Annotated in this window: 21 protein-coding genes; 8 read left to right on the forward strand and 13 right to left on the reverse strand. The window is 69.3% G+C overall.

All coding sequences use genetic code 11. The annotated features are described in order from the left end of the window. The first annotated feature begins 58 nt into the window (after positions 1-58). Positions 59-631 carry a PadR family transcriptional regulator gene (locus FB475_RS11980; RefSeq protein ID WP_185759219.1) on the forward strand — a complete coding sequence of 191 codons (573 nt, stop codon included), beginning with the start codon at positions 59-61 and terminating at the stop codon, positions 629-631. Then, positions 607-2,118 carry a DHA2 family efflux MFS transporter permease subunit gene (locus FB475_RS11985; RefSeq protein ID WP_141855360.1) on the forward strand — a complete coding sequence of 504 codons (1,512 nt, stop codon included), beginning with the start codon at positions 607-609 and terminating at the stop codon, positions 2,116-2,118. Before FB475_RS11980 ends, FB475_RS11985 begins: the two co-directional genes overlap by 25 nt. A gap of 1 nt (position 2,119) precedes the next feature. Here the strand turns inward: FB475_RS11985 and FB475_RS11990 are convergent, their stop codons facing one another. Beyond that, positions 2,120-2,791, reverse strand: a complete 672-nt coding sequence (locus FB475_RS11990; protein WP_141855362.1) for a hypothetical protein — start codon at positions 2,789-2,791, stop codon at positions 2,120-2,122. A gap of 173 nt (positions 2,792-2,964) precedes the next feature. Here FB475_RS11990 and FB475_RS11995 point away from each other — a divergent pair, with 173 nt between their 5' ends. Next, on the forward strand, positions 2,965-3,834 hold the full coding sequence (locus tag FB475_RS11995; RefSeq protein WP_141855375.1) for an HhH-GPD family protein: 870 nt from the start codon (positions 2,965-2,967) through the stop codon (positions 3,832-3,834). A gap of 50 nt (positions 3,835-3,884) precedes the next feature. On the opposite strand, the gene FB475_RS12000 is transcribed toward FB475_RS11995, so the two are convergent. The 6 genes from FB475_RS12000 to FB475_RS12025 all read right to left on the reverse strand — a co-directional run bounded on the left by FB475_RS12000 (position 3,885) and on the right by FB475_RS12025 (position 13,590). Then, the gene (locus FB475_RS12000; protein ID WP_141855377.1) at positions 3,885-4,835 is read right to left on the reverse strand and encodes a DivIVA domain-containing protein; all 951 of its coding nucleotides are present in this window, start codon (positions 4,833-4,835) and stop codon (positions 3,885-3,887) included. A 72-nt stretch (positions 4,836-4,907) separates the two neighbouring features. Beyond that, the gene (locus FB475_RS12005; protein WP_141855379.1) at positions 4,908-7,088 is read right to left on the reverse strand and encodes a kinetoplast-associated-like protein; all 2,181 of its coding nucleotides are present in this window, start codon (positions 7,086-7,088) and stop codon (positions 4,908-4,910) included. Positions 7,089-7,441: 353 nt separating this feature from the next. Then, positions 7,442-9,985 carry an ATP-dependent Clp protease ATP-binding subunit gene (locus FB475_RS12010; RefSeq protein ID WP_141855381.1) on the reverse strand — a complete coding sequence of 848 codons (2,544 nt, stop codon included), beginning with the start codon at positions 9,983-9,985 and terminating at the stop codon, positions 7,442-7,444. 340 nt (positions 9,986-10,325) lie between these two features. Continuing rightward, positions 10,326-10,658 (reverse strand): histone-like nucleoid-structuring protein Lsr2, encoded by a 333-nt coding sequence (locus FB475_RS12015; protein ID WP_141855383.1) that lies wholly within the window; start codon positions 10,656-10,658, stop codon positions 10,326-10,328. Between the two features lie 190 nt (positions 10,659-10,848). Further along, on the reverse strand, positions 10,849-12,369 hold the full coding sequence (gene lysS, locus FB475_RS12020) for a lysine--tRNA ligase (protein ID WP_141855385.1): 1,521 nt from the start codon (positions 12,367-12,369) through the stop codon (positions 10,849-10,851). A gap of 9 nt (positions 12,370-12,378) precedes the next feature. Then, positions 12,379-13,590 (reverse strand): MFS transporter, encoded by a 1,212-nt coding sequence (locus tag FB475_RS12025; protein ID WP_141855387.1) that lies wholly within the window; start codon positions 13,588-13,590, stop codon positions 12,379-12,381. Between the two features lie 54 nt (positions 13,591-13,644). On the opposite strand from FB475_RS12025, the gene FB475_RS12030 reads away from it, so the two are divergent. Genes FB475_RS12030 through FB475_RS12045 form a run of 4 tightly spaced genes read left to right on the forward strand, consistent with a single transcriptional unit; the run spans position 13,645 to position 16,295 of the window. Then, positions 13,645-14,211: a winged helix-turn-helix domain-containing protein gene (locus FB475_RS12030; protein ID WP_185759221.1), complete on the forward strand. Its 567-nt coding sequence runs from the start codon at positions 13,645-13,647 to the stop codon at positions 14,209-14,211. A gap of 56 nt (positions 14,212-14,267) precedes the next feature. Continuing rightward, entirely contained in the window at positions 14,268-14,714 is a 447-nt protein-coding gene (locus FB475_RS12035; RefSeq protein ID WP_141855391.1) for an NfeD family protein, read from the forward strand. Further along, positions 14,702-15,589, forward strand: coding sequence for an SPFH domain-containing protein (locus tag FB475_RS12040; RefSeq protein ID WP_141855394.1), 888 nt, complete (start codon positions 14,702-14,704; stop codon positions 15,587-15,589). The genes FB475_RS12035 and FB475_RS12040 overlap by 13 nt, the downstream gene beginning before the upstream one ends. A 46-nt stretch (positions 15,590-15,635) precedes the next feature. Further along, complete coding sequence (locus FB475_RS12045; protein WP_141855396.1) at positions 15,636-16,295, forward strand: DedA family protein; 660 nt, start codon at positions 15,636-15,638, stop codon at positions 16,293-16,295. On the opposite strand, the gene FB475_RS12050 is transcribed toward FB475_RS12045, so the two are convergent. Beyond that, complete coding sequence (locus FB475_RS12050; RefSeq protein ID WP_238332106.1) at positions 16,281-17,576, reverse strand: hypothetical protein; 1,296 nt, start codon at positions 17,574-17,576, stop codon at positions 16,281-16,283. The two genes, FB475_RS12045 and FB475_RS12050, sit on opposite strands and share 15 nt — an antisense overlap. Positions 17,577-17,706: 130 nt before the next feature. On the opposite strand from FB475_RS12050, the gene FB475_RS12055 reads away from it, so the two are divergent. Next, a complete protein-coding gene (locus tag FB475_RS12055; protein WP_141855405.1) occupies positions 17,707-18,267 on the forward strand; it encodes a carboxymuconolactone decarboxylase family protein in 561 nt (186 codons plus the stop codon). Here FB475_RS12055 and FB475_RS12060 read toward each other — a convergent pair. The 5 genes from FB475_RS12060 to FB475_RS12080 all read right to left on the reverse strand — a co-directional run bounded on the left by FB475_RS12060 (position 18,255) and on the right by FB475_RS12080 (position 23,485). Further along, entirely contained in the window at positions 18,255-19,691 is a 1,437-nt protein-coding gene (locus FB475_RS12060; RefSeq protein ID WP_238332107.1) for a multicopper oxidase family protein, read from the reverse strand. The two genes, FB475_RS12055 and FB475_RS12060, sit on opposite strands and share 13 nt — an antisense overlap. A gap of 29 nt (positions 19,692-19,720) precedes the next feature. Next, on the reverse strand, positions 19,721-20,152 hold the full coding sequence (locus FB475_RS12065; RefSeq protein WP_141855407.1) for a DUF6220 domain-containing protein: 432 nt from the start codon (positions 20,150-20,152) through the stop codon (positions 19,721-19,723). Positions 20,153-20,215: 63 nt separating this feature from the next. Continuing rightward, positions 20,216-20,980 carry a type III pantothenate kinase gene (locus tag FB475_RS12070; protein ID WP_141855409.1) on the reverse strand — a complete coding sequence of 255 codons (765 nt, stop codon included), beginning with the start codon at positions 20,978-20,980 and terminating at the stop codon, positions 20,216-20,218. Further along, the gene (gene nadC, locus FB475_RS12075) at positions 20,980-21,834 is read right to left on the reverse strand and encodes a carboxylating nicotinate-nucleotide diphosphorylase (RefSeq protein ID WP_141855411.1); all 855 of its coding nucleotides are present in this window, start codon (positions 21,832-21,834) and stop codon (positions 20,980-20,982) included. Before nadC ends, FB475_RS12070 begins: the two co-directional genes overlap by 1 nt. Beyond that, complete coding sequence (locus FB475_RS12080) at positions 21,827-23,485, reverse strand: L-aspartate oxidase (RefSeq protein WP_141855413.1); 1,659 nt, start codon at positions 23,483-23,485, stop codon at positions 21,827-21,829. The genes nadC and FB475_RS12080 overlap by 8 nt, the downstream gene beginning before the upstream one ends. Between the last annotated feature and the right edge of the window lie 18 nt (positions 23,486-23,503).

The following is a 23,503-nucleotide window of genomic DNA, read 5'->3' on the forward strand; positions in this document are numbered from 1 at the left end:
CTTGTGTTTCCGGCCGCGGAGGCGAATACTCCACATGGAACATTCCGTTTGGAGGATCATGGCCGAGCTGACCCCGTTGGCGATGTCGGTGCTGGCATTGCTGAACGAGCGGCCGATGCACGCGTACGAGATGTACCAACTGCTGTTGAGCCGCCACAACAACCGGATCGTGAAGGTCCGGCCCGGCTCGCTCTACCACACGGTGGAGCGGCTGGCCGGGCAGCAGTACGTCCGCGCGATCGGCACCGAGCGCGCCGGGAACCGCCCGGAGCGGACGACGTACGAGATCACCCCCGAGGGGAACGACGCACTCACCCGCCGGGTGGAGACCGGGCTGGAGAACTTCGTCTACGAGTACCCGGTGTTCCCCGTGGTCCTCAGCGAGGCGCACAACCTGGAGGCCGACGACGCGGTCCTGCGGCTCCGCCGCCGGGTCGACGACCTGGACAAGTGGCTCGCGGACGTCGACCAGGCGATCGGTCTCGCGCGCGGCGCCGGGGTACCGGAGCGGTACTGGATGGCCGCGGACTACGTCCGGGGCCAGATCTCGGCCGAGCGGAACTGGCTCGCCACCACCATCGAACGCATCGAGAGCAAGGAACTGGAATGGCTATCCCGCAGGACACAGTGAGGCCGGACGTGCGGCCCTGGCCGGCGTTGTGGGCGCTGGTGCTCGGTTTCTTCATGATCCTGGTCGACTCGACCATCGTCTCGGTCGCCACCCCGGCGATCCTCGAGGACCTCGGCTCCGACGTCGGCACGGTGGTCTGGGTGACCAGCGCCTACCTGCTCGCGTATGCCGTACCGCTGCTGATCACCGGCCGCCTCGGCGACCGGATCGGCCCGAAGAAGCTGTACCTGACCGGCCTCTCGCTGTTCACGCTGGCGTCGGTGTGGTGCGGGCTGACGAACACGATCGAGCTGCTGATCGTGGCTCGGGTGTTCCAGGGCCTCGGCGCCTCGATGATGACGCCGCAGACGATGGCGGTGATCACCCGGATCTTCCCGCCGAACCAGCGCGGCCGGGCGATGAGCCTGTGGGGCGCGACCGCCGGCGTCGCGACCCTCGTCGGTCCGATCCTCGGCGGCGTACTCGTCGACGGGCTCGGCTGGCAGTGGATCTTCTTCATCAACGCACCGGTCGGCGTGGTCGGGTTCGTACTGGCCCTGCGGCTGGTGCCGGACCTGCCGACGCACGAGCACAAGTTCGACCTGGTCGGCGTCGTGCTCAGCGCGGTCGGCCTGTTCTTGCTGGTGTTCGGGATCCAGGAGGGGCAGAAGTACAACTGGGGCAAGATCACCGGCCCGATCTCGGTCTGGGGCCTGATCATCGCCGGCGTCGTCGTCCTGGCGGGCTTCGTGTTCTGGCAGTCCCGCAACCGCGGCGAGCCGCTGCTGCCGCTCAGCCTGTTCAAGGACCGGAACTTCTCGCTGGCCAACGTCGCGATCACCACGGTCGGCTTCGCGATCACCGCGATGGCGTTCCCGCTGATGCTGTGGGCGCAGGCGGTCCGCGGCCTGAGCCCGACCAGATCGGCGTTGCTGCTGGTCCCGATGGCGGTCATCTCCGGCGCACTCGCGCCGTTCGTCGGGCGGCTGGTCGACCGGACGCCGCCGCGGTTCATCGCCGGGTTCGGCCTGCTCTGCTGCTCGGTGTCGATGTTCTGGATGAGCCGGGTGATCGAGCCCGACGTAGCGATCTGGCACCTGCTGCTGCCGATCGCGCTGCTCGGCGTCGCGAACGGCTTCATGTGGGCCCCGATCGGTACGACCGCCACCCGGAACCTCCCGCTGCACCAGGCGGGTGCGGGTGCGGGCGTCTACAACACGACCCGCCAGGTCGGCGCGGTCCTCGGCAGCGCGAGTATCGCCGTACTGATGGAATCGCGGCTCGCGCACAACCTGCCCGGGATGACCGGTGGCGCCTCCGCCGAAGGGTTCGCCGGCGGCAAGCTGCCGCAGGTGGTCCGGCAGGGGTTCAGCGACTCGATGGCACAGTCGCTGGCGCTGCCCGCGGCGGTGCTGGTGATCGGGCTGATCGCGGCGTTGCTGTTCGCCGCCCCGAGCCACCTGCGCAAGCAACCGGCCGACGCGACCCAGCCGGTGGAAGCGTCCTGATTCAGACCACCAGGAAGGCCTGTGCGCCGGACTGGCGGCCGTTGTACTCGGCCTTGACGACATAGGTTCCAGGCTTGGCGACCGGTTGACCCGGCAGACAGCCGGGCCTGGAACGATGCCCGTTCCACGGCACGGTCACCGCGGTTTGCTTGCCCTTGGCAACGACGAGGGTGGCGGTCGGGATCGCGCTCTCGCACTGCGTGGTGCTCCAGATCAGGTCCGTGCCGGACGTCACCGTGACGGTCAGCTTGTCGGCACCGATCGAGGCCTTGCAGCCGTCACCGGTCGGGACCAGCCGGACGACGAAGTTCAGCATCGAGCCGGAGACGATCTTCCGGTTCGCCGGCAGCGCGTCGACGTCCAGGTCCGACGCCTTGCACGGCAGGTCGGTCGGCGGCGTGGTCTTCGTCGGAGTCGGCGTCGGGCTCGGCTTGTGGGTCGCCGCGGTGGTAGCGGTCGTTGCCGTCGGCGACGGACTCGGCGTCGAGACCGGCGGCGCGGTCGCCGGGTTCTGCTGCGGGTCGGACGCGGACGCCTTCTGCGGGTCGCCGCCGCCACCGAACAGGTTCGAGAGCACGATGACCAGCACCACCACGATCGCGAGCACGAGCCCCCGCCGGAACCAGTACACGCTGGCAGGCAGGTGCCCGACCGGACGGAGCAGGCTGCTCATGGAGCGCACTCTAATATCGGCACTGTGCTGGACCACTCAGGCTCGCCGCTGTGCACATTGTCGCGACTCCGTCGCTCCGGGTCATGGGGCTGTGACTCCCGCCCTTCCCTCGTCGCTCCGGTCGCTCCGGTCGCTTCGCTCCCTCCGCTCCTCAGTCCAGGGCGGGAGGCCCCATGACCGGCATCCATGACCCCGTTCTGGCCTGGTATGACGCCAACAAGCGGGTGTTGCCGTGGCGGGAGGCGGGGGCGAGTCCGTGGGCGGTGATGGTCAGCGAGTTCATGTTGCAGCAGACGCCGGTCAATCGGGTGCTCCCGGCGTACGAGCGCTGGTTGGCGAGGTGGCCTACCCCGGCAGACCTGGCCGCAGAGGCTCCAGGTGAGGCTGTGCGGGCCTGGGACCGGCTCGGGTACCCCAGGCGCGCCCTGCGGCTGCACGCGGCCGCTCAGGCGATCGTGGAGCGTCACGGTGGCGAGGTCCCCGACGACCACGCCGCGCTGCTCGCGCTGCCTGGCGTCGGGACGTACACCGCGGCAGCGATCGCGTCGTTCGCGTTCGGCCAACGGCACGCGGTTGTCGACACGAACGTCCGCCGGGTCCTGGCCCGCTCGCTGACCGGTGTCGCGCAGCCGAGCATCTCCCCCACCGCCGCCGACCAACGGCTCGCGGTCAGCGCGCTGCCCGACGACGAGGCTACCGCCGCCCGCTGGGCCGTGGCGTCGATGGAACTCGGCGCGCTCGTCTGCACCGCCCGGACACCGAACTGTGCCGGCTGCCCGATCCGGTCCCGGTGCGCCTGGGTCCTGGCCGGGAGTCCGCCGTACGACGGTCCGCCGCGCAAGGGGCAGACGTACGAGGGCACGGACCGGCAGGCGCGTGGCCGGCTGCTCGCCGTACTGCGGTCCGCGTCGGCTCCGGTCGCGAAGGCGGAGCTGGACGCGTGCTGGCCGGACGCCGTACAACGCGAGCGCGCCCTGGACGGACTGGTCGCCGACGGCCTCGTCGAGCCCTTGGCGCGCAGCCGTTATCGACTGCCCGGATAAACGCAAGAAGCCGGCTCGAGCGACTCGAGCCGGCTTCTCAGCGGGGTGTTTCAGTTCTTCTTGCTGCCGGTGGTGGCGTCCTCGTCGTCGTCGGCCAGCAGGTCGAGCGGCATCGCCGGGCTGCCGGACAGCGTCGCCAGCATCTGGCGGACGTTGGTCAGCTGCGCGTTGATGCTGTCCCGGCGCTGCGTCGCGGCGGCGAGCTCACGCTCGGACTCGGCCCGGATCCGCTCGGCCTTGTCCTTCGCGGCGGCGACGATCTCCTGCGCCTGCCGGTTCGCGTCGGCCAGCTGCTGCTGGGCCAGGCGCTCCGCCTCGGACCGGGACCGGTCGGCCTCCCGCTGCACCTGAGCAGCGCGGTCGGTGACGGCGGCCAGCTGCTGCTCGGCCAGCGCGGTACGGGCGGCGAACTCCTGCTCGACCTTGCCCCGGCGCTCGGCCAGGGTGGTCTCGAAGGCGGCCGCGGCCTGCGCGGACTTGGCCCGCTCCTGCTCGTACAGCGCCTGGGCCTCGCTGCGCCGCGCGGTGGCGTCGCGCTCGGCCTCGTCACGCATGTCGTCGGCCTGGGTGCGGGCCTCCTCGAGGATCCGGGCGGCCTCGGCGTCGACCTCGCTCTTCCAGTCCAGCGAGTACTGCTCGGCCTCCTTGCGGACCTTCTTCGCGTGCGCCTCGGCGTCGGCGACGATCGCCTCGGCGTCGGTACGCGCGCGGGTCACCAGGTCACGGGCCTCATCGTCGGCCAGCGACAGGATCTTCGCCACCCGCTCACCGAACTCGGTGAACGTCGGGGCGCGGTCCTTGGAGTCCTCCTGGGCGGAGATGACGGCCGCTTCCGCGGCGTCCGTGCGGGACTGCAACTCCTGGACGTGGCGCTGCAGCTGCTCGGACTGCTGCTGCAACGCGGTCAGGGAGGTGGTCAGCTCACGGATGTGCTGGTCCACCTGGGCAGGCTCGTAGCCACGCAGAACGGTGCGGAACGGGGTTGGGCTTTCACTGCTCATGTTTTCCGATGCTCACTTCGATGGGTGGGTGGATCACACATTGTCACTGACAAGGATCTGACTGTCACGTCCTCATCCTGATTCCCCCGTGGAACCCTCACTGGAGGACATTCCACCACCTGGGCGGAACCCCGGTACAGCGAGTGCCTCGATCACACCCGAAAGCTGGGTGAGCTCCTTGGTGATCTCATCACGGCGCTGGTTCAACGCCGCGACCCTCGCCTCGGCGTCGGCGAGAAGTTTTCGGGCCTGCGCCCGCAGGTCGTCGGCGTGCTCGCGGGCCTGCGCCTCGAGCTGCTGGGCCTCGGCGCGGGACTTGCGGATCAGTTCGTGCGACTGGCGCTGCGCCTCGGACAGGTCGTTGGCGGCGCGTTCGCGCAGTACTTGCGTACTCGCCTCGGCCTCGGCCTCGCGGCGGTTCGCGCGCTCGATGATCTCGCGGGCGTCCTCGGCGGCGGTGCTCTTCAGCCGGTCGGCGCGCAGCTGGGCCTGCTTGGTGACCTTCTCGGCCTCGCGCTTGGCCGACTCCAGGATCTGCTCGGCCTGCTCGCCGGCCGAGTACAGCGTGGTCTCGGCGAGCTGGGTGAGCTCGGCGTTCTCCTTGGCGATCGCGTCCTGGGTCTGCTTGAGCCGGCTGGTCGAACGACCGACCACGCGGCGCAGGTGCGCGCGCTTGCGCTTCATCAGCTCGGCCGCGTCGGCAGCGGCTTGGTCGCGGATCGCCTGTGCCTCGATCTCGGCAGCGCTGATCAGACCGTCGACGGTCTGCTTGCTCCACTGCGTCTGCCGCTCGGCCTCGGCCAGTGCCGCCTCGGCCGCCTGGTTCGCCTCTTCGACGATCCGCTGGGCCTCGGCGGCGGCCGTCCGGCGGTCGGCCTCGATCGAGTCCACGACCAGCTTGGCCTGGGCGCGGGCGTCGGCCATCAGCCGCTCGTTGCCCGCCTCGGCCTCGGCCTTGCGTTCGGCGATCTCCGCGATCGCCTCGTTCCGGAGCTTGTCGATCTCGAGCGAGATCGCGGCGAGCTTGGCCCGCTCGGTCTCCTCGAGTTCGGCGGTACGGCGTTCCAGCTCGGTCCGGTTCTCGCCGCGCAGCCGTTCGATCTCGGCATGGGCCTCGGCGATCTCGAGCCGGCACTTCTCCCGGGCGGCCTCGACCTCGCGCTCGACGGCGGCGCGGAGCTCGCTCGCCTCGGACTCGGCGCGGGCGATCAGCTCGGCCTCGTTGCGGACCGCGGCCTGCGAGACGAGTGCGGCCTGTTCGCCGGCGTCGGCGACCAGCTGCTGTGCTTCCCGGCCGGCCCGCTCCACGGCGGTCTGCGCGGACTCGCGGGCCAGCCGCGCGTCCTCGAGCAGTTCGTCGGCCTCGTCCTTCACCTGCCGGGCTTCGGCCTCCGCGGCCGCGATCCGCCGGTCGGCCGCGGCCTGCGACTCGACCCGGAGCTGCTCCGCCGCGGCTTCGCTCTCGGTCCGCAGCCGCTCGGCCGCCGCCTCGGTCTCGGCCCGCAACTGCTTGGCGGCCGCCTCGCTCTCGGTCCGCAGTTGCTCGGCGGCCCGCTCCGAATCGGCCCGCCGCTTGGCGACCTCTTCGTCGACCGCCAGCCGCAGCTGCTCGGCCGCCGACTCCGACTCCGCCTTCAACCGCTCCGCAAAGGCCGTCGCCTCGCTACGCACCCGCTCGGCCTCAGCCGTGGACTCCGCAGTCAGCTGCTCGGCCGCCGCAGCAGCTTCCCGCCGCACCCGCTCGGCCTCGGCGGTGGATTCCGTGGTCAGCTGCTCGGCGGCGGCGGCAGCTTCGCGGCGTACTCGCTCGGCCTCGGCGGTGGACTCGGCGGTCAGCTGCTCGGCGGCGGCAGCAGCTTCACGACGTACCCGCTCGGCCTCCGCGGTGGACTCCGCGCGGAGGCGGTCGGCGGCTTCGGCGGCCTCGGAGCGGACTCGCTCGGCGTCGGCCTCGGACTCGGTGCGGAGTTGTTCGGCGGCCTGCTCGGCGTCGTTCAGGACCCGCTGGGCTGCGGTCATCGCGTCCGAACGGAGCTTCTTCGCGGCGGCCTCGGCCTCGGCCTTCAGCCGCTCGCTCGCGGCCCGGATCCGGCTCGCCTCGGCGGTGGCCAGGTCGTTCTCGTGCTCGGCCTGCTCGCGGAGCGTGTCGGCGATCCGCTGCGCCCGCTCGAGCACTCCACCCGCCTGCCGCACGCCGAAGGAACCGGTGTCGGCGACCGGTTCCTGGGTCAGCGGCAGACGCGGAGCGTCCATGCGACGAGATGATTCCATTCCCGGCCCCCTTTCCGACAGTCCGGGTCCGAACAGCGTGCTCACGACGGTTACAACGCGGTAGACAGGCGGTAGGTAACTGCTTCATCAGCAGTCGCGCGATCTTCCCATCGAAACCTCTGTGAAAGCGAGTCGCATCTGCATCGAGATGATCACGCTCCGCAGGACGATACGACCAATCAGTAGCCTCCGTGCAAATCCCGCGTGTCTTCCCGGTACGCCGTACCGCCGCGGAGTACTGGCCAGTTGTCAAGAACGCGAACCGGCCTCGACCGCCCAAGGAACGCCACCAGGGCCCCACGCCGAAGCGTGAGGCCCTGGTGTCGGTCAGCGGATCAGGAGTCCTGAACGCCGGTGCTGCCGCCGCCGGTGGTCAGGTCGCTGAGCTCGAGGTCGGACGTCGAGGACTTCTGGTTCCCGGTGAAGGTGAAGTACTCGGTCAGGCCGTCGGCGTTGACCGTGCCCTCCGGTGCCGCGTCGACCAGGACGATCTGGCCGGGGCGCAGTTCCCCGAACAGGATCTTCTCGGCCAGCACGTCCTCCACGTCGCGCTGCAACGCGCGGCGCAGTGGCCGGGCACCCAGGACCGGGTCGAAGCCACGCTTGGCGACCAGTTCCTTCGCGGCGGGCGTCAGCTCGATGCCCATGTCCTTGTCCTTCAGCCGCTGCTCGATCTGGGCGACCATCAGGTCCACGATCTGGACGATGTCCGCCATCGTGTGCTGGTGGAAGACCACGATCTCGTCCACGCGGTTCAGGAACTCCGGCCGGAAGTGCTGCTTGAGCTCCTCGGTGACCTTCGACTTCATCTTCTCGTAGGAACCCACCGTGTCGTTGGCCTGCGAGAAGCCGAGGCTGACCGACTTGGCGATGTCCTTGGTACCGAGGTTCGTGGTCATGATGATCACGGTGTTCTTGAAGTCGACCACGCGGCCCTGGGCGTCGGTCAGCCGGCCTTCGTCCAGGATCTGCAGCAGCGAGTTGAAGATGTCCGGGTGGGCCTTCTCCACCTCGTCGAACAGCACCACGCTGAACGGCTTGCGACGCACCTTCTCGGTCAGCTGGCCACCCTCTTCGTAGCCGACGTACCCCGGAGGCGAGCCGAACAGCCGGGAGGCCGTGTGCTTCTCCGAGTACTCCGACATGTCGAGGCTGATCAGGGCGTTCTCGTCGCCGAACAGGAACTCGGTCAGCGCCTTCGACAGCTCGGTCTTACCGACACCGGACGGGCCGGCGAAGATGAACGAGCCGCTCGGGCGGCGCGGGTCCTTCAGGCCGGCGCGGGTACGCCGGATCGAGCGGGACAGTGCCTTGACCGCGTCGGTCTGGCCGATGTACCGCTTGGCCAGCTCCTTCTCCATGTCCAGCAGCCGCGAGGACTCCTCCTCGGTCAGCTTGAAGACGGGGATGCCGGTGGCGGTGCTGAGCACCTCGGCGATCAGCTCCTCGTCCACCTCGGCGACGACGTCCATGTCGCCGGCCTTCCACTGCTTCTCCCGCTCGGACTTGGCGTTGATCAGCTTCTTCTCGTCGTCCCGCAGCCGGGCGGCGCGCTCGAAGTCCTGCGCGTCGATCGCCGACTCCTTCTCCCGGCGGACCGTCGCGATCTTCTCGTCGAACTCGCGCAGGTCCGGCGGCGCGGTCATCCGGCGGATCCGGAGCCGGGCACCGGCCTCGTCGATCAGGTCGATCGCCTTGTCCGGCAGGAACCGGTCGGAGATGTACCGGTCGGCCATCTGCGCGGCGTTCACCAGCGCGGCGTCGGTGATCGTCACCCGGTGGTGTGCCTCGTACCGGTCGCGGAGGCCCTTGAGGATCTCGATCGTGTGCGCGATCGAGGGCTCGGCCACCTGGATCGGCTGGAACCGGCGCTCCAGTGCGGCGTCCTTCTCGACGTACTTGCGGTACTCGTCGAGGGTGGTGGCGCCGATCGTCTGCAGCTCGCCGCGGGCCAGCATCGGCTTCAGGATGCTCGCCGCGTCGATCGCGCCCTCGGCCGCGCCGGCCCCGACGAGGGTGTGGATCTCGTCGATGAACAGCACGATGTCGCCGCGGGTGCGGATCTCCTTGAGCACCTTCTTCAGGCGTTCCTCGAAGTCACCACGGTAGCGCGAACCGGCCACCAGGGCACCCAGGTCGAGTGAGTAGATCTGCTTGTCCTTCAACGTCTCCGGGACGTCACCACGGACGATCTGCTGGGCCAGACCTTCCACGATGGCGGTCTTGCCGACGCCCGGCTCACCGATCAGGACAGGGTTGTTCTTGGTCCGCCGGGACAGCACCTGCATGACCCGCTCGATCTCGGTCTCCCGGCCGATCACCGGGTCGAGCTTCGCCTCGCGGGCGGACTGGGTGTAGTTCCGGCCGAACTGGTCGAGCACCAGGGAGCTGCTCGGGGCATCACCCTGGGTCCCGCTGCCGGTGGTCTGGGTCTCCTTGCCCTGGTAGCCGCTGAGCAGCTGGATGACCTGCTGCCGGACCTTGTTCAGGTCCGCTCCGAGCTTGACCAGGACCTGCGCGGCGACACCCTCACCCTCGCGGATGAGGCCGAGCAGGATGTGCTCGGTGCCGATGTAGTTGTGGCCCAGTTGCAGGGCCTCACGCAGGGAGAGCTCCAGCACCTTCTTGGCGCGGGGGGTGAACGGGATGTGCCCGCTCGGTGCCTGCTGCCCCTGGCCGATGATCTCCTCGACCTGGGAACGAACGGCCTCGAGCGAGATACCCAGGCTCTCGAGAGCCTTGGCGGCGACACCCTCACCCTCGTGGATCAGGCCGAGCAGGATGTGCTCGGTCCCGATGTAGTTGTGGCTGAGCATCCTGGCCTCTTCCTGAGCCAGGACGACTACCCGACGGGCGCGGTCCGTAAATCGTTCAAACATCGCCAAAGCGCTCCTTGCCTCAGAGGAGTCGGACGTGCCGTGGTGGCCGACCCCCGTACATGCAGCTTAGTCCCCGGCACCGACAGGCTCGCTCTCGGCGAACACCCGATCACGTTTCCGACGGCCACCCGGGCGGCATCACAGGGGAACAACCGACCGGATCACCAGCGTGTTCCCGCCTGGCCGGATCGCAACAGCATGTTCGCCACCAGCGAATTCCGCGGGCTACCTTCGGTGTCAGCGATCCCGCCCGACACGCCCGGTCCCACTCTGTGGAACAACCGGAATGCGGACGGTCCCGGTACCCAATCGGGGAACCGGGACCGGCGGCAGCTGAAAACTACTTGGCCTCGTTGTACGCCGCGCGCACCTCGGCGGAGATCCGGCCGCGCTCGCTGACGTCGTACCCGTTCTCCTTGGCCCAGGCCCGGATGTCCGCGGAGTCCGACGCCGAACGGCCACCACGGCCGCGGGACCGGCCCGCCGCACCGCGCCGGCCGGCCACCCGGCGGCCGGAGCCGACATATGCGGCCAGGGCGTCGCGCAGCTTGGCGGCATTCTTCTTGGACAGGTCGATCTCGTACGTCGTTCCGTCCAGCCCGAAAGTGACGGTCTCGTCGGCCTTACCGCCGTCGAGATCGTCCTCGAGAACCACCTGCACCCTTTGCGCCATCGATGACAACCTTTCCGCGCCGAATTGTTTGCACCTGATTTGTACCGCACAAACCGGGCTCGTGTCATTCATCAACACTGCGCAGTCGTCGTGACCAAGAGTATTCGGAAGTTCGGGAACCGGCCGGACCGGAATCAATTCGACCCTGAATTCAACGACCGGAGCCGTTGTGCTATGCAACTACCAGCAATCACTCAGGGCGTAGCAACGGGAACAGAATCGTCTCCCGGATACCGGTGCCGGTGAGCAACATCACCAACCGGTCCAGGCCCATCCCCATACCACCGGCCGGCGGCATGCCGAATTCCATCGCGCGCAGGAAGTCCTCGTCCAGATCCATCGCCTCCGGGTCGCCGGCCGCGGCCTGCAACGACTGCGCGACCAGGCGATCGCGCTGGATCACCGGGTCGTTCAGCTCCGAGTACGCAACCCCGAGCTCGACGCCGTTGACGAACAGGTCCCAGGCCTCGACCAGTCCCGGAATTTCGCGGTGCGGCTTCGCCAGCGGACGCGCCGACTCCGGATAGTCGCGGACAAAGGTCGGCTGGATCAGCGTGTGCTCGCAGAGCTTCTCGAACAAGTCGACGGCGATCTCACCGGCATTCCGTCCGGGCTGCAGCTCGACCCCGTGCTGCTCGGCCAACTTCAGCAGTGTGGCCAGGTCGGTGGTCACGTCGACGGTCTCTCCGACCGCTTCGGAGAGCAGCCCGAAAAGCGTCGCGTGCCGGAACGGCTGGTCGAAGTCGATGGTCTGCCCGTCGCGTGCGGTCACCGACGTCCGGCCGATCGCGCGACCGGAGTTCCGGATCAGCTCCTGGATCAGCTCGGCCATCGTGTCGTAATCGCCGTACGCCTGATATGCCTCGATCATCGAGAATTCCGCGGAGTGCGTCGAGTCGAGGCCTTCGTTACGGAACGTCCGGCCGATCTCGTACACCCGGTCGACGCCGCCGATCATCGCCCGCTTCAGGTCCAGCTCGAGCGCGATCCGGAGCTTCATCTCCTGGTCGAACGCGTTCAGGTGGGTGGAGAACGGCCGGGCCGCGGCGCCGCCGTTGGTCAGCTGCAGCACCGGCGTCTCGACCTCGACGAAACCGTGGTCGTCGTACGTCGCGCGCAGCGCCTTCAGCACGGCAGCCTTCGCGCGGACCATCTCCCGGGCCTCCGGGCGGACGATCAGGTCGACGTACCGCATCCGGACGCGGGCCTCTTCGCTGAGCGGCTTGTGCTCGTTCGGCAGCGGCCGGAGCGTCTTCGCGGCCATCTGCCACGCGGTCGCCTGCACGGACAGCTCACCGCGCCGGCTGGTGATCACCTCGCCCTGGACGGCCAGCAGGTCGCCGATGTCGACGAGCTGCTTGAACCGGGCCAGCTCCTCCTCGCCGAGGTCGGCCACCGACAGCATCACCTGGAGCTCGGTCCCGTCACCCTCGCGGAGCCGGACGAAGCAGAGCTTGCCGGTGTTGCGCAGGAAGATCACCCGCCCGGCCACCGAGACCTGCTCGCCGGTCCGGGTGTCCGGCTCGAGCTCCTGCGCGTCGTACTTCGCCCGGAGGTCCTTCAGCAGGTGCGTCCGGCCGACCGAGATCGGGTACGGCGGCACTCCCTCCGCCAGCAGGCGGTCACGCTTCTCCCGGCGGACCCGCATCTGCTCGGGCAGGTCGTCCTGCCCGCTGTCGGGGTGCACCGGGTCCACGTGTGTGTCAGTCATGCCTCAAGGCTAATGAAGGACCGCCTCCAGCTCCGAATCCTTTGTTCGTACGACGAGGACGCCGGCGACCGCCGCGGCCACGGCGCACGCGATGCCGCAGGTCACGAAGGTCCCGCGGGGGCCGAGGAGTGCGCCCGCCGTCCCGCCCAGCAACAAAGCCAGGATGCTGAAGGTGCGGACGGTCCCGTTGAGAGCGGCGATCACCCGGCCGCGGACGTGCTCCGCGGACCTTGTCACGACCAGGGAGCTGGTTGCGGCGTTCAGCATTCCACTGCCGAGGCCGATGGTGGTGGCGCCGATCATCAGCGTGACGACGTTGCCGGCGAGGCCCATCAGGACCGATGAAGCACCGATTGCCGCCATACCCGCGATGACGGCCCGGGACCGTGCTCGGTCGCTGCCCAGGCGGGCTGTGTAGGCGGAGCCGGCTATGGCGCCCAGGCCTGTCGCTGCGCCTGCGGCTCCGTACAGGGCCGGGCCTAGGCCTAGCTCGCCCGTAATCAGGAAGACCTCTACTACGTTGACCGCTTCGCCTACGACGACGAATACCCAGAGAGCCGGGACCAGGATGCGCAGGAGGTCGTCGCCCAGGATCACGCGCAGGCCGGCCATCACGCCGCCCTTCTGCGCGAGGCTCCCCGGCTCCGGACGGCGGCGGGTGCGGACGAGTTGCGCCACGAAGACCAGTACCAAGAAGGTCGACGCGTCGACGAGCAATGCGCCGCGGCTGCCGACCGAGCCGACCAGGACGCCACCCGCGGCCGAGCCCGCCAGGGTCGCGACGCCGATCAGCGCCTGACTCGTACCGGTGGTACGGCCGACCAGTTCCTCGCCGACGATCCGCGGGATCAGCGCACCCCACGCGGGACCGGCGACCGCCTGGCCGACCTGCAACACGCAGACCAGCGCCAGCGTGTGGACCAGGTCGTGCACGAACGCGAGCCCGACGCCCGCGACGACCTGAAGCAATCCCGCCCAGACCAGCACCGTGCGCGAGTCGTACCCGTCCACGATCCGCCCCGCGAACGGGATCATCGCGACCGTCGGTACGGCGAACGCGAGCAGCAACGCGGTGACCGCCTCCGGCCCGTGCCCGTCCGAGACCCGCAGCATCAGCGCGATCATCGCGATCGAGTCACCGGCGTAGGACAGCGCCCGAGCCGGCAGGGCGAGCCGGATATCACGGTACGACCAGATCGAAGTCTGAAGTGATTGCTTCATAGTTGTGAAGCTAATGCTTCACAACTTCGTTCGTCAAGAGATAAGGTGACGACCGTGGTCAAGCAGAAACGGGTGGAGATCTCGGACCCGCGGGCGATCCGGGCGCTGGCACACCCCGCGCGGCAGCGGATCATCGACGAGCTTTTCAGCGGGCGGGTGCTGACGGCGACCGAGTGCGCCGAGCTCGCCGGCCTGACGCCGTCCGCGACCAGCTACCACCTCCGGGCGCTCGAACGGTGGGGCATCGTCGAACGGGCCGAGGCCACCGGTGACGGCCGGGAGCGGCCGTGGCGCGCGCTCGGCACCGGCCTGATGATCACATCGCAATCGGACACCGCCGGGCGGACGGCCAGCCACGCGATGATGCGCAGCAATGTGGATCACCTGATGCAGCAGTTCGCCGAGCTGCCCGCCGACGACCCGTGGGAAGAGCTCAGCTCGTTCAACCGGACCCGGCTGTGGCTCAGCTTCGAGGAGGCGACCGAGCTGCACGCGCGGATGACCGCGCTGGTCGACGAGTACCGCAAGGACCGGACCGCGAGCGAGCACCCCGACGGGACGCGGAGCGTCAGCACATTGGTGGCGTTCGTACCGACCGGGAAGCCACCGGAGCAGAGCTGAACCGTTAGCTGCTTGGGGGCGTATCTCGGAGTACCTTCGAAGTAGAGGTACTTCGCATGCAGTCGTGGATCCTGTGGATGATTGTCGCCGCCGTCCTCGGCACGGCCGAGTTGATGACAGCGACCTTCGACCTGCTCCTGCTCGCGATCGCGGCCCTGGCGGCGGCCGGGATCGGGGCGATCGGGCTCGGGATCGGCTTCCAGGTGGTCGCGTTCGCGATCACCGCGGGCCTGATGGTCACGCTGGTCCGGCCGGTCGCCCGCCGGCACCTGACCGGGCACCCCGGCATCCGCACCGGGGTCGCCGCCCTGGTCGGCCGGGAGGCCGTCGTGCTCGCGCCCTGCGACCGCGACGCCGGCCGGGTCCGGATCGGCGGCGAGGAGTGGAGTGCCCGGTCGTACGACCCCGACCTGCACATTCCCGCGGGGACCCGGGTCGACGTCTTCGCTATCGAGGGCGCTACCGCCCTCGTCCATCCCCAGGAGGAACCATGGCCGAACTGATCATCGGGATCGTCGTCGCGCTGCTCGCCGTGGTGCTGGTCCTGCGGACCGTGCGGATCGTCCCGCAGGCCCGGGCGAGCAACGTCGAGCGCCTCGGCCGGTACCTGCGCACGCTGGAACCCGGCCTGAACGTGGTCATCCCGTTCGTCGACCGGCCCCGGCAGCTGATCGACCTCCGCGAGCAGGTGGTGTCGTTCGAGCCGAACTCGGTGATCACCGAGGACAACCTGGTCGTGCACATCGACACCGTGCTGTACTTCCAGGTCACCGACCCGCGGGCGGCGGCGTACGAGATCGCCAACTACATCCAGGCGATCGAGCAGCTGACCGTGACCACGCTGCGGAACGTGATCGGCGCGCTGGACCTGGAGAAGACCCTGACGTCGCGCGAGCACATCAACTCGATCCTGCGCGGGGTGCTCGACGAGGCCTCCGGCAAGTGGGGGATCCGGGTGAACCGGGTCGAGCTGAAGGCGATCGAGCCGCCGGCGTCGATCAAGGAGTCGATGGAGAAGCAGATGCGGGCCGAGCGGGAGAAGCGGGCCGCGATCCTGGCCGCCGAGGGCCAGCGGCAGTCGAAGATCCTGACCGCGGAGGGCGAGCGGCAGGCGGCGATCCTGCGCGCCGAGGGCCAGGCGAAGGCGATCGACACGGTCTTCGACGCGATCCATCGCAACGACCCCGACCCGAAGCTGCTCGCGTACCAGTACCTGCAGATGCTGCCCGAGCTGGCCAAGGGTCCCGGCAACACGTTCTGGGTGATCCCGTCCGAGGTCACCACCGCGCTGCAGAACGTGACCAAGGCCTTCACCGGCGAAACAGCACCAAAGATTCCCTCGGAGAACGGGCACAACCCCGAAATCTCCCGGAGTTAGTTGCCCGGTCACCAAATCGGTTGTTCCTCGATGTCACTATGGGTGCATGGGGGAACCTCTGCTGCTCGCGCAGGCCATTGCCATCCCGACCGGTGTCGCCGTGCTGGCCTACCTCGTGGTCGGCCTCGTCATCGGCGTCGAGAGCATGGGCGTACCGCTGCCCGGTGAGACCACGCTGATCGCGGCCGCGCTGCTCGCGTCCCAGCACCACCTGAAGATCGAGTACGTCGTGCTGGCCGCCGCGCTCGGCGCGATCGTCGGCGACTCGATCGGGTACTTCATCGGCCGGAAGGCGGGCCGCAGCCTGTTCGAGCGACTCGGCCGCCGGTTCCACCACTTCTCCCCGGCCCGGATCGTCCGGGCCGAGAAGTACTTCCACAAGTACGGCGTCTGGACGGTGTTCTTCGGCCGCTGGGTCGCGCTGCTGCGGATCTTCGCGGGCCCGATGGCCGGCATGCTGCGGATGCACTACCCGCGGTTCCTGGCCGCGAACGCCGCCGGCGGGATCGCCTGGGCGACCACGATCGGCCTGGTCGCGTACAAGATCGGCGACAACGCCGACAAGATCTTCGGCCGGGTCTCGGTCGGCGCGCTGATCGCGATCGCGGTGGTCGCGGTCGGGTTGTTCGTCGTACACAAGGTCCGCAAGCGCCGCCGCGACCAGGCCGAGGACGTCACGCTGGAGTCCGCGTCAGCGGACGTGTAGCTGCAACCCGGGCGTGGTGATCCCGTCCATCGGACGGCCGAACATCATCGCGCCCTGCACCACGATCCGGTAGACGAAGTCGCCCGGCTGCGCGGCCTTGAACGCCAGCGCGGCCCGTCCACCCCGCATCGCCAGCGCTTTGGCGTCGGTCCAGCGGCGGGTCTGCCGATTCCAGGCCTGCAGCATCACGGTGGTGTTCAGCGCCGGTGCGACCGCCACCGACACGGTCACCATCGAGCCGTGCGCCACGGCCGTGTCACCGCCGGCGAACCCGGCCGACGTGATCCGCACGACGCTCTTCGTGTACGCCGGCCGGCTGGTCGACGTACCGGTGAACATGTTGGCCTTGGTGTTCACCGGGACGATGATCTTGTACGGCCTGCTGCCGGCCGTGGGTACGCCGATGTCGTAGTACCCGCCTGAGGTCGTCGCGCCGCGCGCCGCCGGGGTCCACCGCGAGCCGGGGGTGACCTGGGTCAGGACGACGACCGGTACGCCGGCCGGGGTGGCCCGCCTGGTCGTGCACGGAGCGTCGAGGTCGCAGTCGACCTGCTGCAGGATGACCCGGCCGCGGGCGCGGATCGGCACGCTGAACTGCGCCTTCGGCGGGACGACGCCGCTGATCGAGCTGGTCAGCCCGAGCACGTCGCCGCCGATCCGGGCGCTCCACTCGTTCTGCGTGCGGAGCTGGAAGGCGTACGGCGGTTTGATGCTCTTGATCAGCTGCTGGGTCGAGGTCGTCGCGGGACCGATCGCCTTCAGCAGCTGCCCCGGGCGGCCGACCATCGGCACGTACCGCTGGGACTTCGTGCCCTTCACGTCCAGCGGGTCGTTCGGCGTGAAGTCCTGCGGGGCGACCGGGACCGACCACTTGATCAGTACGCCGCGGCCCTGCTGCGCGACGGTGGCTGCGCTCGGCCGGACCGGGCCGTCGGTGTCGAACACCGGTGACTTCGCCGGCTTGCTGGTCACCCCGCCCTGCGACGTACCGGTCTCGACCACGATCTTGTAGTTGCCGTCCGGCGGGAACTCCGAGGTCGGGATCTGCCACTTGTTCGGCTCGCTCGCGGGCAGGTACTTCACGTACGACGGGCTCTCGCTGAGCACGCCCTCGATCGTGATCCGGTTGGGCCGGCCGGTGTCCTTCCAGGTGACGAGCACCGCGCCGCCCTGGGGTGCCCAGGCGACGCCGACATCGGTGGGCGCCGGGTCGGAGGCACACGCGGTCAGGCAGGTGACCCCCGCCAGTACCGCCAGCGCGCCGGCAACCGTACGCCGCACTCCGACCACCTCCGTGCCTCACGATCGATCCGCTGAACCATACCCAGTACCGGGTACCCATCCCGTACGGCCGTTGCCGGATCGGTATCGCGGTTCTACCGTGAGAGCAGCCACAGAGGGGGGAACCACCATGGCTTTCATCAGCACGCCCGAGAATCCGGCGATGTTCGAGGCGAACCGGGCCGCGGCCGGGCACATACCCAACTTCGTCCGCACGTTCGCGGCCCGTCCGGCCGTCTACGAAGCGTGGAAACAGCTGAACGGCGCGATCAAGGAGTCGATGGACCTGCGCCGCTACGAGCTCGCGACGCTGGCCGCGGCGACCGCGCTGAAGTCCAGCTACTGCAGCCTCGCGCACGGCCAGGTACTGGCCGACAAGTTCTACACGTCCGAGGAGGTCGCCGCGCTCGTCGACGAGCCCGCGAACGACCCGGTCGATCGCGCCGTGATGGCTTTCGCCCGCAAGGTCGCACTGGGCGCCGACGCCGTCACCCAGTCCGACGTCGACGAGCTGAAGGCACTCGGCCTGAGCGACACCGACGTACTCGACATCGCGCTGGCCGCCGCCGCGCGCGCCTTCTTCTCCAAAACCCTCGACGCCACCGGCACCCAACCCGACTCGGCCTTCAACGGCCTGCCGGACGCACTCCGCACAGCGCTCACCGTCGGCCGCCCGATCTATTCGGGCTGATTGTCCGGGCCGCCGCCCAGGTGGTACTTGGTGGTGACGCCCGTGTACATCAAGTGCGTGACCAGCCCCTGGGCGGCGTGCGGGAGGTTGTGGCAATGGTCCATCCAGATGCCGGGGTTGTCGGCGACGAACGCGATGTCGTAGGTCTCCTTGTCCTCGACGTTCAGCGAGTCCGTCCACCAGGGGCTGCCGGTCGCTCGCACTCCGTTGCGGCTGAGTACGACGACGTGGTGGCCGTGCAGGTGCATCGGATGGACCTGTCCTGAGGTGTTCTTGATCGTCATCCGGACCACGTCGCCCTCGCTGACGACGAACATCGGCACGTCCGGGTACTGGTGGCCGTTGATCGTCCACCACAGCCCAGGCTTGCCGTCGAAGAACCCGAAGTGCCGGCCGATGTCGTACCGGAACACCCGGGTCGCCTTCGCCGGGTCGAACCCGAGCGGCTTCGGCGTCCCGTAGCTGAGCAGGTCGACCCGGTCCCGCGGTTCGGTCCCCTTCGGCGCGTCACCAGTACCGATCACCAGCGTCGTCGGCCCGCCGCCGAGGCCGATCCGTACCGCGGTCGTCGTCGGCACCTCGAGATCGATCCGCCCGCCCGCGGTCACCAGTACGGCCTTCCCACGGACCTCGGTCGGCGCGTTCACGTCCGTTCCGTCGACGGCGAGCACCTTGTACGGCGCGCCGTCGACCCAGACCGCCATCGGCCCGTTGTCGGTGTTGATCAGCCGGACGCGGGCCGTCGTACCGGGTGCCTGCACGCGGCGTTCGCCGTACTCGCCGTTGACGGTCCGGATCTTGTCGTAGGTGTGCACGGCCGCGATCACGTCGGACGCGGTCGGTTGGACGACGAGTACGCCGTACAGGCCCTTCTGCACCTGCTCGTGGGAGACCTGGTGCGAGTGGTACCAGTAGGTGCCGGGCTTCTTCGCGACGAAGCGGTACACGTACGACTGGCCGGGCCGGACCGCGTCCTGCGTCACGCCCGCGACGCCGTCCTCCGCGTTCGGTACGTCGACGCCGTGCCAGTGCAAAGTGATGCCGTCGGCAACGTTCTCGTTGTGCAGGGTGACCTGCACCAGCTCCCCCTGCCGTACGACGATTCGCGGACCGGGCGAGGTGTGGTTCAGCGTGTACCCGTCCATCGGCCCGCGGCCCGGGATGTCGAACCGCTCCTTGCGGGCCACGAGATTCGCCGCGACGTCGGGCGTCCGGTCGACCGGACCAGTCAGCTGACTGACATCCGTACCGTGGTGGACGTGCGCGGACGCCGGTCCGCCGCCGTAGTCGGCGTACCCCATCGTCATCGCGGACAGATCGCCGGGAATCAGGCTCCGCTGCCAGAAGAACGCGATCGGCGCCAGCAGCACCAGCGTCGCGAGGATGCCGATCAGGGCGCGCCGCGACGGCGACCGCGCCGTCACGGCCGCCGCCAATAAGTTGCCAACGGCATCTATGCCGGCGTCGTGCTGGACGCTGCCGCGGCCGGTACGCCGGCCGCCCGGCGACCGGCGATCCCCGCGACCGCCATCAGCGCCAGCGCGTTCGCCCCGTGCAGCGCGCCGACGATCGGTGCGGCGAACGACGCGAACGCCAGCGCGATCTGCAGCACGACCAGGCCGAACACGTACAGCGCCCACTTGACGCCGCCGTCGACCTTCGCGAAGAACGAGACGATCAGCAGCAGCAACGCGAGCAGCGGGATCACCGACGACCCGAAGATCCCGTGCAAAGCCAGACCGGCCGGATCGCTGGAGTTCTTGTCGAACACCGCGCCGCCGTCGACGTCCTTGCCCACCGTGAAGAACCCCCAGGCGATGAACATCGCCTGCAACACCACACTGACCGCAACCAACCCGGCCAGCACTCGATACGTAGCCCTCATGGTTTCCCCCCACTTCGTAGCTGCCTACATAGTGAGACAGGTCACCTCAAGGGCACAAGAGCTTTAGCGAAAGTTACGGGTATAGGCCTGAAAGAGGCCGCGGAGGGTGAGCAGCGGTTCGTCGTGGACCGCGGTGGTCAGCTGGCCGATGAGGAGTGGGGCGAGGGCGCCGGTGATCACGACCGGGAGGTCGTCGTCGAGCGACTGTTCGGTCCGGATCCGGGCGACCAGGCCGTCGACGAGCGCCGCGAAGCCGTGGATCGCGCCGGACTGCAGCGCCTCGACGGTGTTCCTGGCGACCACCGAGCGCGGCCGGACCAGCTCGACCCGGCGCAGTTGCGCGGCCGCCTCGCCGAGCGCGTCGGTCGCGGTTTCGATGCCTGGGGCAATCACTCCGCCGACGAACGCGCCGGCCGGGTTGACCACGTCGATGGTGATCGCCGTGCCGACATCCACCACCAGACAGGGCGCGCCGTACAGCGTCACGGCGCCGAGCGCGTTCGCGATCCGGTCCGTACCGACCTCGCGCGGGTTGTCCACGAGCACCGGCAGCCCGGTCTTCACCCCCGGCTCGACGACCACGCTCGGGACGTTGCGGTAGTACCGCGAGACGACGGCCCGGAGCTCGTGCAGCACGTGCGGTACGGCCGAACACAAGGCGATCCCACTCACCGGAGCCTCACCGGTGAGCAGACCCTGGAGCAGTACGGCCCACTCGTCCGCCGTGCGACGCGGATCCGTGCCGACCCACCAGTGCCGCTTCACCGTGCCCTCGAACACCAGGCCGACCAGCGTCCTGGTGTTCTCGACGGCGACGGTCAGCAGCATCAGGCGTCTCGCAGATCCAGCGCGATGTCGAGGACCGGTGCGGAGTGCGTCAGCGCACCGACCGCGAGGAAGTCGACGCCGGTCTCGGCAACGGCCCGCGCACTGTCCAGCGTCAACCCGCCGGACGCCTCCAGCCTGGCCCGGCCGGCCACCTTCTCGACGGCCTCGCGGAGCAGCGGGACGTCCATGTTGTCGAGCAGGACCAGCTCGGCGCCGGACTCCACCGCGATCAGCGCGTCGTCGATCGAGTCCACCTCGACCTCGATCGAGATGTCCGGGAAGGCCTTGCGCACCAGGCGGAACGCCTCCGCGACCCCACCGGCCGCGATCACGTGGTTGTCCTTGATCAGCGCCGCGTCGGACAGTCCCATCCGATGGTTCTTCCCACCACCGCAACGGACCGCGTACTTCTCCAGCGACCGCAACAGCGGCATCGTCTTGCGGGTGTCGCGGATCACCGCACCGGTGCCCTCGACCGCGTCCACCCAGCGCCGGGTCAGCGTCGCGACCCCGCTCAGGTGGCAGAGCAGATTGAGCGTGGTGCGCTCGGCGGTCAGCAGTTGGCGGGTCTTGCCACGCACGGTCATCAGTACGTCGCCCTTGTGCACCGACGCGCCGTCGCGGACCGAGTACTCGATCTCGATCTCTTCCGGCGCCGCGACCTGGCGGAGCACCAGCTCGGCGATCTCCAGACCGGCCACCACTCCGTCGGCGCGGGCCACCAGCTCGGCGACCGACACGTGGTCCGGGTCGACGGTCGCCGTAGTGGTCACGTCGACACCCCCGGCCAGGTCCTCCTCGATGGTTGCCCGCACGAGGTCCCCGACCCACTGCCGGTCGACTGTCTCATCCATGCCGGTCATTCTCCTCGGATTCACGCGGAACAAACGTGGTGTGCGGCACAGCCTCATCGTCCAGGGTGACGTCCAGGCTGCCGAACCACAGCAGATCATCGCGGTCCGGGTGGTCCTCGCGCCAGTGCGCGCCGCGGCTTTCCTCACGGGCGGTCGCGGCCGCGATCAGCGCGGAGGCGACCGTCACCAGGTTCGTCGCCTCCCAGGCCGGTGTGCCGGGCTCACCCGCGGGCAGCTCGGTCAGCTTGCCGATCGTGTCGCCCGCCTCGGCCAGCCCGGCCGCGCTCCGGATCACCCCGGCGCCGACAGTCATCGCCCGCTGCAGCTCCGGTACGACGTCCGCATCGACGAGTCCCGCCGTACGACGGTCCTCGACCGGCTCGCGTCGGTCCGGCAGACCGACCGCGAGGTGGGCGGCGATCCGGCGGGCGAAGACGAGACCTTCGAGCAACGAGTTCGACGCGAGGCGGTTGGCGCCATGGACGCCGGTACAGGCGACCTCGCCGCAGGCGTACAGGCCGGGGACGGACGTTTCCCCGTTCAGGTCGGTCCACACGCCGCCGGACGAGTAGTGGCAGGCCGGCGCGACCGGGATCAGTTCCCGGACCGGGTCGATACCGTGCGAGCGGCAGGACGCCAGGATCGTCGGGAACCGCACCCGCCACTTCTCGTCGCCGAAGTGCCGGGCGTCCAGGTAGACATGATCCTTGCCGGTAGCAAGCATCTGGCGCATGATCGCCTTCGCCACGATGTCGCGCGGCGCCAGGTCGGCAAGCTCGTGCTGCCCTTGCATGAAGCGTTGTCCGGTGTGGTCGACGAGGAACGCGCCTTCGCCGCGGACCGCCTCGGAGACCAACGGCTGCTGGCCTTTCGCGCTCTTTCCGAGCCAGAGCACGGTCGGATGGAACTGGACGAACTCCAGGTCGCGGACTTTCGCGCCGGCCCGCAGCGCGAGCGCCATGCCGTCACCGGTGGAAACGCTCGGGTTGGTCGTTGCCGCGTACAACTGTCCGAGGCCGCCGGAGGCCAGGATCACCACCCGGGCACGGATCGCGCCGACACCGTCCAGTTGCCCCTCGCCCATCACGTGCAGGGTGACGCCGGCGATCGCGCCGTCCGCGGCGGTCAGCAGGTCGAGTGCGAGCGCATGCTCGATGATCCGGATGCCCTCGGCCCGCTTGACCGCGGCGACCAGAGCGCGCTCGATCTCCGCACCGGTGGCGTCGCCGCCGGCGTGCGCGATCCGGTTGCGGTGGTGGCCGCCCTCCCGGCCGAGGGAGATCTCGCCGTCGGCCAGGGTGTCGAACCGCGCACCCAGCTCGATCAGGTCGTGCACCGCCGCCGGGCCCTCGGTGACCAGGACGCGGACCGCCTCCGGATCGCTCAGGCCGGCGCCGGCGACCAGCGTGTCCTGGAGGTGCTCCTCGGGCGAGTCCTCCGGGTCGAGTGCGGCGGCGATGCCGCCCTGGGCCCACTGGGTCGAGCCGGAGGCGACGACGTCCTTCGTCACCACGAGCACGGAGCCCAGTTCGCGCGCCTTCAGCGCAGCGGTCAATCCGGCGACACCGGACCCGATCACCACCACATCGACGACGTCGGTCCAGCCAGGTTCGGGCGCAGCCAGCCGTTGCGGCACTGCGGGAGCGGTCATTCGGTGACGGTATCAACC

It is taken from the genome of Kribbella jejuensis (assembly GCF_006715085.1).
Taxonomy (GTDB): Bacteria; Actinomycetota; Actinomycetes; order Propionibacteriales; family Kribbellaceae; genus Kribbella; species Kribbella jejuensis.